Raw genomic sequence first — 15,938 nt, forward strand, 5'->3', positions numbered from 1 at the left:
GCAACTTTACCCGACAGCCTTAACTCCAATCTCAAAACTCCCGCAAGTTTGCCAATTTCTGAAGTCGTCGAAACTTTGTCGGATGTCGCACCTCCAAAATTAGTCGAAAATTCCGCAACTTTACCCGGAAGTGCAACTTCAACTCAGGAAAATCCCGCAAGTTTGCCAATTTCTGAAGTCGTCGAAACTTTGTCGGATGTCGCACCTCCAAAATTAGTCGAAAATTCCGCAACTTTACCCGGAAGTGCAACTTCAACTCAGGAAACTCCCGCAAGTTTGCCAATTCCTGAAGTCGTCGAAACTTTATCGGATGTCGCACCTCCAAAATTAGTCGAAAATTCCGCAACTTTACCCGGAAGTGCAACTTCAACTCAGGAAACTCCCGCAAGTTTGCCAATTCCTGAAGTTGTCGAAACTTTGTCGGATGTCGCACCTCCAAAATTAGTCGAAAATTCCGCAACTTTACCCGGAAGCCTCAACTCCAATCTCAAAACTCCCGCAAGTTTGCCAATTCCTGAAGTTGTCGAAACTTTGTCGGATGTCGCATCGGAAAATTCCGCAACTTTACCCGACAGCCTCAACTCCAATCTAAAAAATCCCGCAAGTTTGCCAATTCCTGAAGTTGTCGAAACTTTATCAGGTGTCGCATCGGGAAAATTACTCGAAAATTCGACAAGTTCATCCGAAAGTGAAACGAATTCGGCAGAAAACAAGGAAAATTTGCAACTTCGGAAAACAACCGAGAAGTTGTCCGGCTTGGCAGGTGATTTTTCCGGTAAAATGTCCGAATCAGAACCTAAATACCTTGATTTCCCAACCGAAATTCACCAAGAGAAATCCCAACTAAAAAATTCCCCCTCTCCCAATCTCCCCCTCTCCCCTTCTCTCCTTCTCCCAATCTGGAAAGACGAACTTTACTTAGAATTCCACCGGGGTTGTTACACGACTCGCGCTGACCAAAAACGCCAAAATCGCCGCTGCGAAGATTTGCTCTATCAAGCGGAGTTGTTGTCTTCGATCGCGACAATCTGCACTGGTGCGGTTTATCCGAAAGTTGAGTTAGAATCGGCTTGGAAACAGGTGTTGTTTAACCAGTTTCACGATATTTTGCCCGGTTCGGCGATCGCCCAGGTCTACACTGATGCTAATCTAGCCTTTGCTCGGGTCGATCGCACTTGTCGCCACATCCTGCTAAAATCCTTGGATGCGATCGCTGCTCAAATTTCTCTGCCTTCTCCTCCGCAGCCGGACGCTCAACCGATTTTTGTTTTCAATTCTCTCAATTGGTCGCGCTCTGAAGTTGTCGCCCTAACTCTTCCCGATTCCCCCGATTGGGCTTGGCAAATTTATGACTTATCGGGACAACGGTTGACTTCGCAGATTGTTAAGGGCGATCGACTCCCACCGCAATCTCAATCTACACTGTTATTTTCGGCAGAGTCTGTTCCGGCGATCGGCTACCGCGTTTTTTGGCTCTGTCGTCAAGATGCTCAAACAGTCGATCGTCCGTCAGCAAGCTCAGCCACCGAAAAAAAGACAGATTTATCGAAACTTACATACGGTATAGCACAAAAAAACACGCCTTGTCAAGAAACGCATTTTCCAGCCCCAGAAATGGTGTTAGAAAATGAGCTTATTCGGGCAACAGTAGACGCAGAAACTGGTAATTTATCCAGCATTTGGGATAAAGCAAATAATAGAGAAGTCCTGAATGCAGTCGGAGGCAATCAACTGCAAGCCTTTCAAGACAGCGGCCAATATTGGGATGCTTGGAACATCGATCCGAATTACCAAAAACATCCATTACCCGCCCCGATACTCAAACAGATTTCTTGGGTAGACCGGGGAGAAGTACGGCAGAGTTTGCGCGTAGTTATGCAAATTGGTAAATCCGAGTTTCGCCAAGATTATATAGTAGAAGTAGGTTCCCCAGTGCTGAAAATAAAGACAGTCGTAGATTGGCAAGAAACTCACGTTTTAGTCAAAACAGCCTTTGGGTTAAATGTCGCAGCAGATTTTGCAACTTGCGAAATTCCCGGCGGCGCGATCGCACGCACGACCAAGCCGCAGACACCGGCAGAAAAAGCCAAATGGGAAGTACCGATTTTCCGCTGGACTGATATCAGCAACGACGGTTTTGGAGTCAGTTTGCTCAACGATTGTAAATACGGTTGCGACATTCAACCAAATCAAATTCGACTGACTTTGCTCAGAAGTTCGACTTGGCCGGATGAAGCAGCAGATGTTGGAGTTTCCCAATTTACTTGTGCCGTCTATCCCCACGCTGGAAATTGGCAAGAAGCCGACACTGTTCGGCGCGGCTGCGAGTTGAATATGCCGCTGTTAGTAAAGGTGTTGTCGCCGTTGCAGGAAAATCGCGATCGGACTCTGCCACCCGTTGGCAAGTTCTTGGATTTGTCCGCCGAAAATTTAGTGTTGATGGCTTTCAAACAGTCGGAAGATGATGCGAATGTCTGGATTTTTCGGTGTTGCGAATCCGAGGGGAAACAGGCTGTGTTAGCATTGGATGGCGATTTGGGATTGGAGATTTTAGAGTCAGTCGATTTGCTGGAAAGACCTGCAATTTTGTCTGAAAAGTTGCCTCTATCGGAAAGTTTTAAGATAGAACCTTGGAAAATTGCTAGTTTTGCTGTTGTAACGAACCGCGAAGGCGCGAAGGACACGAAGGAAGAGGGGGAAGGGAGGAAGGAATAATCTCAAAACCTAAGATATTAGACTTCTTGCATCAATCATTCAATTATACAGGAACCGCAGATGTCAAGCAGATAAACACAGGTAAACGCAGATGATTTTTTAAGATAATTTGCAACTTTTGCAATCTTGTCTATTGCCGATCGCCTTTCAGCTAACGGGCGCGGGAATCCCTCGCGCGATATCGTTTACAGATAGGTGTCGATCGCCCGCCAAGCAGTTTTGAGGTCTCCTACTCCCCAAAGCTACGGCAAAAGCTGACCCAACAATTGCGATCGCCGCCCGGTTCATCCGCAGCCAGGGCAAATATCCCCAGCCGAAACCTAAGTAAGTCAGTCCCAACAGTAGATATTTGAATGTTATCATAGATACGTGACATACCCGACACTCATTATTGTAAACAAATAGAGTGCGGGCTTCCTCTTTCAACGGGAGAGCCTCGACGCGAGCAATCTCTAAGCTGGTCTTATCCTCCCTCCGTAGGTTTTACTCACCCGAAGGTGGTCCTAACTAGCAAGATAATTACTTATCTTCGAGGCAGACTCCCTGTGTCCCAAGGAGTAGAATTGTTGATTTTTTCACCCATCCATCAGCTCTTTTACGGCAAGAAAGGGATCTTGGGGCTACCAGTCAGAAACTGATAGGTGGTGTCTAGCATTTATACAACGGAAAGTTCGCCCACCACGGCTACTCTTATCATCCCCGCTTATTTCGATTCTATCATGGATTCGCTATCGCTCAATTTGCTTGCTGCTCGTTTTCATCCCGTCACTCATCCTGTAAACGGATAGAGTGCGGGACTTCCCACTCGTATTAGTTAAAACAATTGATTGCCAATTTTTTCCATTGTCGGGGATACTACAAGTACACAGGGGGTAATTGCTGTTTTAACTGCTGACACGGCAACGCCACAGGAAATATCTCCCGCACGCAGACGGTCTAGCAACTACTGCAACCGCTAAGAGGGTTAAGATGTTCTTAATTGCCGAAACCCTTGTGGTTGATTGCAATGAAAGGTCTTCCCTCGAACGTCTTCCGTCTTCCTTCGGTCAACTGTCAACCGTCAACCGTCAACTGTCAACTCTTCCTTCTTCCTTCTTCCTTCTTCCTTCTTCCTTCTTCCTTCTTCTTTCGGTCAACTGCCAACTGCCAACTGCCAACTGCCAACTGCCAACTGCCAACTGCCAACTGCCAACTCTTATTTCTATACAAACACAGGGGTTGCATCGGAAGCGAAAACCAGCGTGCTGGACAAGCTGTAATTTTGTTACAAATTGTAACTTTTTCAAATAACAGGTTAAATTTAGTTTCACAAGAAAGTTAAATTCCAGAAAGTAAAATTAATTACAGTCGAGTTAAGCTAAAAGTGTTTGCTAAAAAAAATCATTCAAGCAACCCAGAAACCAACAATTCTCACTTGACAGGTACGGGGGACGATCTCGCGGCCACGAAAGTTTCGTCCACCAAACAACAAGTCGAACAGGATTGGTATCGAACTGTCTACGATAATTTTCCGGGCATTTACTTCGTCCTAGACGCTTTGGGAAGAGTTTTTTCCCTCAATCAATTCGGCGAATCTCGCCTCGCCTACAGGTCGCAGGAATTAATTTGTCATTCAATTTTTAACATATTTTACTGCCAAGATCAAGGGAAAATGCAGTCAGAATTTGCGAGATTGGTTCACCCGACAAAAGGTACGTCAAATCCAAAAGTCGCCTGTTGGGAAGGCTGTTTGACTCGCAAAGACGGCAAAATTATGTGGGTAAAAGCAACGGCGCGCGCTTTGCCTGCGGTAGAATGGAAAATAGACGAAAATACCGATAGTCACTCAGTTGCCAATTTCCAACGGCCGGTGGTACTGTTAGTTTGCGAAGAAATTAAGGCCGCTGCGCCGGTAGCACCGCCGCCAAATTCTCAGGACAATTGGCGCCGTTCAACTTTGGCTATCGCAAAATTAGCCAAAAGTCAACTTAAAGAACGCAACAATATAGAAGAATTCATCCGCGAAGTCACGGAAACCGCTGTCAGTATTGTCAACTGCGATCGAGCCAGTATTTGGCTGTACGGGGAAGACAAAACCCAGCTTCACTGTATCGACTTTTACGAACAAAATACCAAACTCCATTCCGTACAAATAATTATCACAGCGGCCGACTGTCCGGCGTATTTTCAAGCCTTAAAATCCGTAAATGCGATCGCAACGGTGGCAGCCGAAAATGACCCGAGAACGCGAGAACTGGCAAGTCTTTATTTTGCAGATCGGGGTACGACTGCCCTGTTGAATGTACCGATTTTGCTGGCAGGTCAAATGGCTGGAATAGTCAGCGCTGAACGCCGGGGTTCCAGCATCCAGTGGACGGAAGAAGAACACGAATTAACTACAATCTTAGCAGAATTTGTATCGTCAAGTTTGTCGGCTAGCGAAAGCTTTAAATTAGAAGCTATGCGGCGCGAACAGCAGCAAAATATGCTGAGTCAATACTACGACCAACTCGAAGAAAGAGTAGAAAGACGCACGGCAGAACTCAAAAAAGCTAACAAAAAACTGGAACAAGAAATAATTAAAAGAAAACAAGTAGAAGCAGAAATGCGCCGCCAGCACCAAGAACAGCAAATTATTTTTGATTCGGTGCCGGCGATGATTTGGTACAAAGATACGGACAGCCGCTTGTTGCGAATTAATCAAGCCGCCGCTGCATCGAGAGGTTTGCCCGCAAATCAACTAGAAGGCAAATCTTTTTATGAAATCTATCCAGACGAAGCAGAACAATATTATTTAGAAGATTTAGAAGTTATCAATTCTGGCGTTCCGAAACTGGGAAAAGTCCAACTGCTGCCAACTGCCACGGGTCACAAATGCTGGGTGCGGACAGATACAATACCCTACCGCGACGAATCAGGTCTAGTGGCTGGCGTTATCGTGTTTGCAGTAGATATTACAGATTTAATTAGAGTCGAAAGAGAACTCCGAGAAAATCGCGCTCGCCTTACTGAAAAAGTTGAGAAACGCACTGCTATGTATCGGCAGGCAATGGCCGCCCTGTATTCTGCAAATACGCAAATGCAACAGCTAATTAACAACAGCTATGCCGGGGATCGTGGTAGCAGCACAGCAGCACAATTGCTCGAATGCGAAGCTTATTTTGAAGCAGTTGCCGTGGCTGACCGCGACACAATTTTGAGCGTCAGCAGGGATTTTGCCGAACTGTTTGGTTACGAACCTGCGGAAATGGTGGGAATGAGTTTGCTGGAACTGCTGTCGCCAAAATCTTACAAAATGGCGCCACAAATGATTTCTGCACCCAGCAATACAGTCTGCGAAACGATTTTTCTCAGGCGGGATGGGACTGCTTTTCCTGCTGACGTGCGTAGCAAATTTGTAGTTTGCGAAGGTCGTTTGGTGCAGGTTAAAGCAGTGCGAAATCTCACGGAACGCAAATTAATGGCAGCAGAATTAGAACGATCGCGCTCTTTGTTGCACGCTACTATGGAAGCAACGGCAGACGGTATTCTCGCTGTTACTAACGCCGGAGAATTGATTAGTTTTAATGAAAAGTTAGTTCAAATGTGGGGTATCCACGAAGAAGTTAGAAACTCACTGGATAGAACGGTGCGGCTGACGTTTCTCACTAAGCAAGTTAAAGATCCGAGGGATTTTTTACAGAGAGTTAGAGAAATTTATAGCGATGCCGAGTCCGAAGGCTGCGATATTCTCGATTTTAAAGACGGCCGGACTTTTGAGCGCTACACGCAGCCGATTCGAGTCGGACAAAATATTATTGGCAGGGTGTGGCGCTTCCGCGATATTACTTCTCGCGAAAAGGTGACGGCAATGTTGGGGGATTCTCAACGGCGCTTTCGGGCAATTTTTGATTCTTCTTTCCAATTTGTTAGCTTGCTAAAACCGGATGGCATTTTGCTGGAATCTAACCAAACTTCTCTAGATTTCGCGGGAATTAAGCTGCGGGATGTGGCAAATCGACCGTTTTGGCAGGGGCCTTGGTGGGGGGGTTCTCCGGAAGTTCGGGAACAGTTGCAAGAGGCGATTTCTCGATCGGCAAAAGGTGAATTTGTCCGCTATGAAGTGGAGGTTCAAGGGGTAAACCGCACGGCAACTATCGATTTTTCTCTCAAACCGGTGGCAGACGAAACTGGTAAAATTGTCTTGCTGCTGCCGGAAGGTCGAGATATTACTGAAAGCAAGCAGGTGCAAGTGGCTCTGCGCCAGCAAGTTGAGCGGGAACGCCTGATCGCCGAAATTCAATCTCGCATCCGTTCTTCTCTGGATCTCAAAGATATTCTTAAGACTACAGTAGCGGAAGTGCGGGAGTTTTTGGCCACGGATCGGGTGATTATTTTCCGCTTCCGACCAGATTGGAACGGGGATGTGGTGGTGGAGTCGGTGGGCGCAGGATGGATGCCGCTGATGGGGATGGCGATCGAGGATTGCTGTTTTGCTAATACTTATGTGGGACAGTATTTAAAGGGCAGAATTCGCGCTGTAGAAAACATTCAGGCTTCTAATTTTGCCGAGTGCCACGTCAATTTTTTGGCCGAGTGTCAGGTGAAGGCGAATTTGGTGGTGCCCATCGTGCAGCAGGGAATCGAACACCGCGACGGCAATCCTACTTGTCAAGTGCCGAAGTTGTGGGGTTTGTTGATTGCTCACCACTGTTCGGCGCCCCGCGAGTGGCAGCCGTTTGATATGGATTTGCTGAGTGAGTTGGCGACTCAAGTGGCGATCGCGATCGAACAATCTTTACTTTACCAGCAGTTAGCTGCTGCTAACCAGCGGTTGGACGGGTTGGCGAATTTGGACAGTCTGACTCAGCTAGCTAACCGCCGCCGGTTTGACGAGGTGATTAATCGGGAATGGGAACAGTCGAGCACTGCCGAACCCCTATCTTTGATTATGTGCGACATTGACTGTTTTAAACTTTATAACGACAATTACGGCCACCAAGCTGGGGATGCTTGTTTGCAACAAGTCGCGCGGGCGATCGGGGATGCTTGCGCTAACGCACCCGCAGAACGCCTTTATTTGGCTGCTAGGTACGGTGGCGAGGAATTTGGGGTAATTTTGCCAAATACGGATATCGCCGCTGCACAGGCTTTTGCTGAGGGAATCCGCAGGCGCGTCAAAGCTTTGGCAATTCCCCACCTCAAGTCTGTTGTCACCGATTGTGTGACTCTCAGCATGGGGGTGGCGACGATTGCTGAAGGTCAAAATTCGCCGAAGATGCTGATTGAGGCTGCTGATAAGGCGCTGTATCGGGCTAAGTCAGGCGGGCGCGATCGAGTTGGCCGTTGACAGTTGTCAGTTGTCAGTTGACGGTTGACAGTTGTCATATCAAATCCGGTAGCATTGGAATTATTAATCTTTCTATTCTCTCTCTGTGTCCTCTGCGCCCTCTGCGGTTAAATAATTCCGATCCAACCGGAAACGATATCAGTAGTCAGTAGTCAGTAGTCATCAGCGTACCAAAAAAAACGATCGCGCCAACCGGCATAAGGTTAGGGCGATCGCGGTACTATGAATCAGCATTTATCTATCAGACTCGGTGCGGATTTTTTACGCATTTTCACAGATTTTGTTACAAAACTTTACTGTTGCGTAAAAATATCCAGAAATCGCTTTTCTCTACCTGCTATCAAGGTGTTTGTAGTGAGGACTTTAGTCCTCAGATTTTAGAAGGACTAAAGTCCTCACTACAAACCAAATTCCCATTCTATTTAGCTAACAGTTTTTGAAACACTTCATACATATCTTGGGCTAACTGTTGAGGATTCCACAAAGGCGCGAGATGTTCCGGCTGCTTAGACTTAATTAAATGCTCTTTCACCGCATTTCTCAAACCAGCATCGCGCCCAAACTTAACTCCCCACTGCGTGTATTCCTCCCAAGTCCAAGCCGCACCCACATCTAGATTTGCACTTTTGAGAAAAGCATAACCCATTCGGGAAAGATATTGGTCGCCGGATCTCGTTACTACTGGCAAATTCGCCCACAAAGCCTCTAAATTGTGAGTCCCGCCGTTGTAAGGATAGGAATCTAACAACACGTCGGCTACATAATAAATAGCACGATGTTCTTCTTCACTTCGGGTTTGACCGATAAACTTAATCCGTTCAAAATCTACTCCCTGAATATCGCATTCTTCGCGGTATGTGCTATGAATTATATCCGGATCGCCTTGACCTTTGCGAATCAACATACTATCTGGTACTTGTTTAAGTATTCTAACTTGAGCTTGCACCATTTCAGGATTAGTTTTTCGACCCGGAGCGACACAGAGATAAGCCATTTGATCCAAGCCAATCCCGAGGGCATTTCTAATCGCCTCTCGATTCACAGGAATGCTTTGCAGTTCGCCAATTGCTACCGAACAATTAGGCAATCTCACTAACTGTTCTAAGTAATTTTTGTCAACGCCTGGGGGGTGAGTGTGTTCGTCGCAGAGAAAGTAATGATTGTCCGAAATATAGGGCGCGTCGAATCCCAGCCAAGAAACGCAAATCCCCGCCGGATATTGGTACAATACTTCGACATTTGTCGGTACTGTCATGGAGTCTAAGTCTATTAAAACATCCAAATCGTCTTGGACTACTTCGGCGAAGATTTCGCCACCGTCAGCAAAACCGTTGGGATATTTTTTCGGCCAGTAAAACTTGCCGGCCATTTCTTCAAACCGCTGTGTAACTTCGTCTCGGTTGAGTTTACCTGTAACGTAAAGATGAACGTGGGGAGTGATGCGGCTTAATTCGCGGATTAAGGCTTCGCTACACCAACCTACGGAGTGGCGGCGGAAGTGTTTGGAAAGGAAACCGATTTTTAATGGGTGTTGTTTAGTTAAATATTTTGCGGATTTGATTCTGTTGCCTTGCTGTCGCTGCGGGACGGCTTTTTGGTAGTATTCTTTGGCAATTAGTCGGTAAAAACTGGCATTTTTTTCGCGGTTGTCTCGGAGGTGGGAAACTGCAAACAGGAAGATTTCGTAAAGCAGTTTGAGTTCGATAACGCTAAAGGTTTCGACTTTTTCGTAGCAGAGTTGTTCGATTTCTTCGAGTTTCTGAATTGCCTGTTTGCTGACTCCTGATTGGAGGTAGGAAAAGACGTAGGCTGTGGCTGACATGACTGGGGCATTTTCACCGCAGAATTCGCAGTATTTGTCGGCGACGCTGCGGGCTCTGGCGAGGTTGGTGGAGTGGCTGAGCAAGTCGCACAGTTGTTGGTGGGCTTCGCTGTATTTGGGGTTGCATTCGATCGCCTTTTCAAAATATGCGATCGCCTCCAACGGCTTATCTTGCTTCTGAATGTGTCCCATCCGGCAGTAAACCTCTGCCCAATCCGGTTTTAAGGCTAAAGCTTGCTGATAGCTGGTTAATGCTTCTTCCAGCTTGCCCTGCATGGACAAACAACTGCCGATGTTTGCGTGAACTTCCGGCCAATCCGGCTTAATTTTTAGAGTATTTTGATAATTGGCAATCGCTGCTTCGTAGTTGTATTGCTGCATGAAAGAGTTGGCTAAATTGAAGTGCAGCACTTCTAATTCGGGTTTTAAAGCAACAGCTTGCTGGTATGCAATGATGGCAGCATCGAAATTTCCTTGCTGCGATCGCGCGCTGGCGATGTTACCATAGGCCTCTGCCCAATCTGGTTTAATGGCGATCGCCTTTTGGTAGCTTTCGATGGCTTCGTCGCGCTTACCTTGACTAAACAGTCGGTTTCCCAGGTTGAAGTGGAAGTCGGCGCCGACAAGCTGCGGGTTGAGCTCGGATGTTCTCTGAAAACAGGCGATCGCACCGTCGATGTTGCCGTGTTTGTGATATACTTTGCCTAAATTCCAGTGAGCGCCCGCTAAATCTGGACTCAGGGCAATGGCTTGTTGGTAATGGGCGATCGCCTCTTCCAAACGATCCATTTTGAAATACATACTGCCGATATTGGCGCGCACTTCCGCAAAATTTGGCTGCAATTCCAAAGCTTGAGAATACGATCGAATCGCAGCTTCCATTTTACCCACCGCTTGCAAAGCATTGCCTAAAGTTACGTAAGCATGGGTGTAATCAGGTCGAATTTTGATAGCTTGGTGGCACGCTGCGATCGCCTCTTGAATTTTACCCTTAACTAAAAAGTTTTCTGCCAGTTTTTTGTACTGTTCTACTTCTTGAAAATTAGCAACTTGTGCGATATCTGGAACATTCAGCGAGGTAACTTGTTCGGAAACTTCAGCAGGGTTAGTAAACGGAGTATTTAAATTTTCAGGATTGGGCGCTGGCGGCAAATTGATACTCGAAGGCTGCAATCCATAGCCTTCATCTTTGCTGACAGATACTGGTTGTTGTTCGTCAGATTCTGTTTCTAATGCGAGAAATTTGCTATCGGTAGTTTCTTGCTGTTTTTGCGCGGTTAAACTGGATATTTTATCTGCCGCGCTGGCATTTTCCGGTTGCAGTAGCAGCACTTTTTGGCAGCAAGCAATTGCCCCATCTAACTTTCCTTGCTGCTGCAAAACGCCAGCCAGCATCAAATTCACCGAGCACAAACCGGGATTAATAGCAAGAGCTTGTTCGTAAGCCTTTGCCGCCTGTTCTAATTGCCCTAACTTGTAATACATACTGCCGAGATTCGCACTAGCTTCTGCTAAATTCGGCTGAAGTTGTAAAGCTTGCAAATAAGCTTTAATTGCCATTTCTAGCTGGTTTTGGCCGTGCAGGGCATTGCCCGCTGTCAGGTAAGCGGGAGCAAAATTCGGTTGGAATTTGATAGCGAGGTTGCATTGCGCGATCGCGCGATCGAATTCTCCTTGCAAAACATAAACTTCCGCCAACTTTTTATGAACTTCCGCATCTTTAGGATCCAACTCTAAAGCTTTCTGATAATTCTCGATGGCGCCACCGAGAACTCCTCTATCTTTCAGGAGATTTCCCTTGACAAAATATGTTTGAGCTGATTCTAAATCCACCAAAAACTCTTGGATCATTTGCTCTGCCACTCTTAAAGGTTTTACACTAATACTATTCAACCATTCTACCCACTCTCGGGCTCGCACAGACCAAGTACACCCTCGATTGATATATTCTACCTGCTGTCTCAGATAAGTTTCAGCAGTAGCACTGCCCGCCCCCGTACAATCTTTTAAAACTTCGACTGTCGCATCTAAAAACCGCCTTGTATATCCCTCCCAATCCGGTGTACCTGCACGCTTCCAATTAATGACCGATGTCAAATTTTTTACCCCTGACATGGAAACTAGACGCGCAAATCCAGCCGTTGTTTCCGGCAAAGCTGCCAATTCACTCGTCACAATGCGGCAACCGCTGGCCATCGCCTCCATCACCGCAATAGATGACGTTTCCAGATAGCTATTCGGGTAAGCTAAAACCGCGACAGAACGCAGTTGCCGGACGAGTTCGGGTTGCGGTACAGAACCGACATACTCGACACCTTCTATTTCCTGACACTCTTCGTAAAGTCCATCGAAACAAAGCTGATTATCATTGTCGTCTATTTGGTGTACTTTCATGCTAGAAAATACTTTTAATCTGGTTCCGGGGACAGCTTGACGAATTTCGGGAAAAACTTTTAATAAAATATCCAGTCCGCGAAATGGAGTGCTAGTGTAAGCTAGAATGGGCGGTCGAGATTTTTGAGATTGGATCGAAAGATTATCGGCAAAAATGTTCGCAAAACAAGGTGCGATCGCATTTCTTAAAACACAACTGCGATTGGAGTCAATCCCAAAACGAGTGTGAAATTGCTGGCGCTGCCACTCGCTGACAAAAACCAAAGCATCACAAGCATTAATTTCTCGCTCATTCTTGAAATCTTGGAGAAATACAAAGCCAGGTTCGTTATGAATCCACAAAATCAATTTAGTGTGCGCGCCCAAAAAAGGCTTAATTTCCAGTGCCTTACCAACTATATTGACTACAACCAAAAAATCTAGCGATCGCAATAATTCCAAATTAGCACTGTCCGCCACCCGCAGCCTGCAATCAACCCCGCGCGACATCCCCGGTTCCGAAGTATTGTTGAGTAGAAATACCTCATTTCCCACGGCAGCCAACGCCTCAGCTAAATAACAAATAGCCGACTGAGTGCCGCCCAAAGGTTCGCGGTAAGGAGTTTCAATATTGTAATCCCAAGTATAGGTATCGAGAAATCCGATTTTCATTGTGGCAATTATCCGCCGATTTGTGAACTGTATTTTTTATTGAACCGCAGAGGGCGCAGAGGACACAGAGAAGAAAGAGAGAAGTTTCCAATTAAAATAATTTGCAACTTCCCTCTCTTATCCTTCTGATTCCTCTCTGCGTTCTCTGCGTTCTCTGCGGTCAAATAAATCTATATTTCCCATTTCATTGTGGCAATTATCCGCCGATTTGTGAACTGTATTTTTTTATTGAACCGCAGAGGGCGCAGAGGACACAGAGAAGAAAGAGAGAAGTTTCCAATTAAAATAATTTGCAACTTCCCTCTCTTATCCTTCTGATTCCTCTCTGCGTTCTCTGCGTTCTCTGTGGTTAAAAAAAAATCTATATTTCCCATTTCATTGTGGCAATTATCCGCCGATTTGTGAACTGTATTTTTTTATTTCACCGCAGAGGGCGCAGAGTACACAGAGAAGAAAGAGAGAAGTTCCCAATTAAAATAATTTGCAACTTCCCTCTCTTATCCTTATGATTCCTCTCTGCGTTCTCTGCGGTTAAAAAAATCCATAATCAATGGTATAATCTTAAAATTATTGAGGATTACCGAACATGACGACAGAACAAGACCCCGTAAAATTGATGAAACAGCAAGTTGGCTTTGCTGCTGCCGATCGCGTAAAATCTGGTATGATTGTCGGACTCGGCACGGGGTCAACTACAGCTTATACTATTCAAGCGTTGGGCGATCGCATAAAATCCGGCGAACTCAAAGATATCAAAGGAGTTCCCACATCCTTTCAATCAGAAGTATTAGCCAAACAGTACGGAGTACCGCTGGCAACCCTCGACGAAGTTGACAGAATTGACGTAGCCATTGACGGCGCTGACGAAGTAGATCCGCACCTCAACTTAATTAAAGGTGGTGGCGCCGCCCACACCCGCGAAAAAGTAGTCGATTGTCTTGCTGCTCAGTTTATTGTAGTAGTTGACAGTTCCAAAATGGTAGATAAATTGGGTTCGACTTTTCGCGTCCCCATCGAAGTTATACCGATGGCAATTACCCCCGTTACTCGCGCCATTGAAAAATTGGGTGGCAAACCAGAACTCCGCATGGGAATCAGAAAAGCAGGCCCGGTAATTACCGACCAAGGTAATATGGTAATTGACGTTCAATTTGATAACATTGACAATCCTGCGGAATTAGAAAAGACTTTGAACAACATTCCCGGCGTGTTAGAAAATGGCTTGTTTGTCAACTGTACTGATTTAGTTTTGGTTGGCGAAATCAAGGACGGCAAACCCGCAGTCCGCGAGATTTCTAAATAGTTATTGTAGGGTGCGTCAGGGTCGTTCGTAGTGCGGACTTTAGTCCGCAACATAAGAGCGGACTAAAGTCCGCACTACGAACGGTTTTTGTTATGGTAATCAATAGGGAACGATCTTACCAATTTCCAATTCCCACGTCACTCACTTTAAAATTGCTATAATAATATAAATTCGTATCTCTATTTTGATCGTGCAATATCGCAGATTCGGCCGCACAGAATTATCCATGCCCGTCTTTTCCTGCGGCGGCATGAGATATCACCACAAATGGCAAGATGTACCAGCAAATGAAATTCCACCAGACAATCAACAAAATCTAGAATCGACAATTCGCTACTCAATCGAATGCGGCATCAATCACATAGAAACTGCTCGCGGTTACGGCACTTCAGAGATGCAGTTGGGGTGGATTTTCCCGAAGTTTCCCCGCGAAAACTTGATAGTTCAAACGAAAGTTTGTCCTCAAGCCAACTCCGAGGCATTTCGCGAAGAATTTGATAAATCCTTAGCTTATTTACAGCTAGAATATGTCGATTTATTTTCCATACACGGCATTAATACCTGGGAATTGCTAGAGGATTCTATGCGCCCGGGCGGCTGCTTGGATGTGGCAAAAAAATTGCAAGCAGAAGGCAAAGTTCGGTTTATTGGTTTTTCGACTCACGGCCCTACGGATGTGATTGTCAAAACCATTGCAACCAATCAATTCGATTATCTGAACTTGCACTGGTATTACATCAATCAAAATAATTGGCCCGCAATTGAAGCTGCCAAACGTCACGACATGGGCGTTTTTATTATCAGTCCTTCCGACAAAGGCGGTCAACTTTACAACCCGCCGCAAAAGTTGGTAGATTTGTGCTATCCACTGAGTCCGATGGTGTTTAATGATTTGTTTTGTTTGTCACACCCGCAAGTACACACTTTGAGTTTGGGTGCAGCCAAACCTGAAGATTTTAACGAGCATCTAAAAGCTGTAGAATTGTTAGATAAAGCTGATGAAATTTTGCCGCCGATATTAGCAAGGTTGGAAAATGCAGCAATTGATAAATTAGGAGAAGATTGGTTTAAAACTTGGGATGTCGGTTTACCAACTATCGAAAATACTCCCGGAGAGGTTAATATTAGAGTGATTTTGTGGCTGTGGAATTTGGCGAATGCTTACGGTGCGATCGACTATTGCAAGATGCGCTACAACCTTTTAGGTAACGCCAGTCACTGGTTTCCGGGCCAAAAAGCAAATCGCCTCAACGAATTAGACTTGCGCCGCTGTCTCGCCCACAGCCCCCACGCTGCCACAATTCCTAGTATATTGCAAAAAGCCGATCGACTTTTTGGAGGCGAAGCCGTGCAGCGCTTATCCCAAGAATAATCGAAAAAACCCGGTTTCGAGACGGAAACCGGGTTTGTGAGCCGGAACACGTGAGACTTATGTACACGTACCTCCTTAGCCTATACTTGAGGTGCTCTCACCAACATCACCCATCCGTCTCATCCTTTCGGGCGATAAGTTATTAGTTATTGGTTATTGGTTATTGGTTATTGGTTATTGGTTATTAGTTATTGGTTATTAAGAAGGAAGAAGGAAGAAGGAAGAACATATACACAGCAAGCTTGAGCGCGAGTTGTATTTTAAGTTTAATTAGATATACAGCGGTTCTCAAAAAAGTCAAGTATGCCCTATGCCCTATGCCCTATGCCCCATGCCCCATGCCCTATTCCCTATTCCCCATGCCCCATGCCCC

7 protein-coding genes are annotated in these 15,938 nt (G+C 45.8%); 4 read left to right on the top strand and 3 right to left on the bottom strand.

The features are described 5' to 3' along the window. Positions 1–2,715 (top strand): glycoside hydrolase family 38 C-terminal domain-containing protein (locus QZW82_RS10455; RefSeq protein WP_293147717.1); only part of this gene is annotated, 2,715 nt, incomplete at its 5' end. 147 nt (positions 2,716–2,862) lie between these two features. Here the strand turns inward: QZW82_RS10455 and QZW82_RS10460 are convergent. Both QZW82_RS10460 and QZW82_RS10465 read right to left on the bottom strand, forming a co-directional pair. Further along, positions 2,863–3,078, bottom strand: a complete 216-nt coding sequence (locus QZW82_RS10460; RefSeq protein WP_293147719.1) for a hypothetical protein — start codon at positions 3,076–3,078, stop codon at positions 2,863–2,865. 704 nt (positions 3,079–3,782) lie between these two features. After that, on the bottom strand, positions 3,783–4,025 hold the full coding sequence (locus tag QZW82_RS10465; RefSeq protein ID WP_293147721.1) for a hypothetical protein: 243 nt from the start codon (positions 4,023–4,025) through the stop codon (positions 3,783–3,785). A 53-nt stretch (positions 4,026–4,078) separates the two neighbouring features. Here QZW82_RS10465 and QZW82_RS10470 point away from each other — a divergent pair, with 53 nt between their 5' ends. After that, complete coding sequence (locus QZW82_RS10470) at positions 4,079–8,023, top strand: PAS domain S-box protein (RefSeq protein ID WP_293147723.1); 3,945 nt, start codon at positions 4,079–4,081, stop codon at positions 8,021–8,023. A gap of 418 nt (positions 8,024–8,441) precedes the next feature. Here the strand turns inward: QZW82_RS10470 and QZW82_RS10475 are convergent, their stop codons facing one another. After that, the gene (locus QZW82_RS10475; RefSeq protein WP_293147725.1) at positions 8,442–12,890 is read right to left on the bottom strand and encodes a tetratricopeptide repeat protein; all 4,449 of its coding nucleotides are present in this window, start codon (positions 12,888–12,890) and stop codon (positions 8,442–8,444) included. 586 nt (positions 12,891–13,476) lie between these two features. On the opposite strand from QZW82_RS10475, the gene rpiA reads away from it, so the two are divergent. Together rpiA and QZW82_RS10485 are read left to right on the top strand one after the other, a co-directional pair. Next, positions 13,477–14,193, top strand: a complete 717-nt coding sequence (gene rpiA, locus QZW82_RS10480) for a ribose-5-phosphate isomerase RpiA (RefSeq protein WP_293147727.1) — start codon at positions 13,477–13,479, stop codon at positions 14,191–14,193. A 226-nt stretch (positions 14,194–14,419) separates the two neighbouring features. Then, positions 14,420–15,565: an aldo/keto reductase gene (locus QZW82_RS10485; protein ID WP_293147729.1), complete on the top strand. Its 1,146-nt coding sequence runs from the start codon at positions 14,420–14,422 to the stop codon at positions 15,563–15,565. Positions 15,566–15,938: the final 373 nt, after the last annotated feature.

Origin of the sequence: Microcoleus sp. bin48.metabat.b7b8b9.023 (assembly GCF_013299185.1) — a bacterium.
In the GTDB taxonomy this organism is placed as follows: Bacteria; Cyanobacteriota; Cyanobacteriia; order Cyanobacteriales; family Microcoleaceae; genus Microcoleus.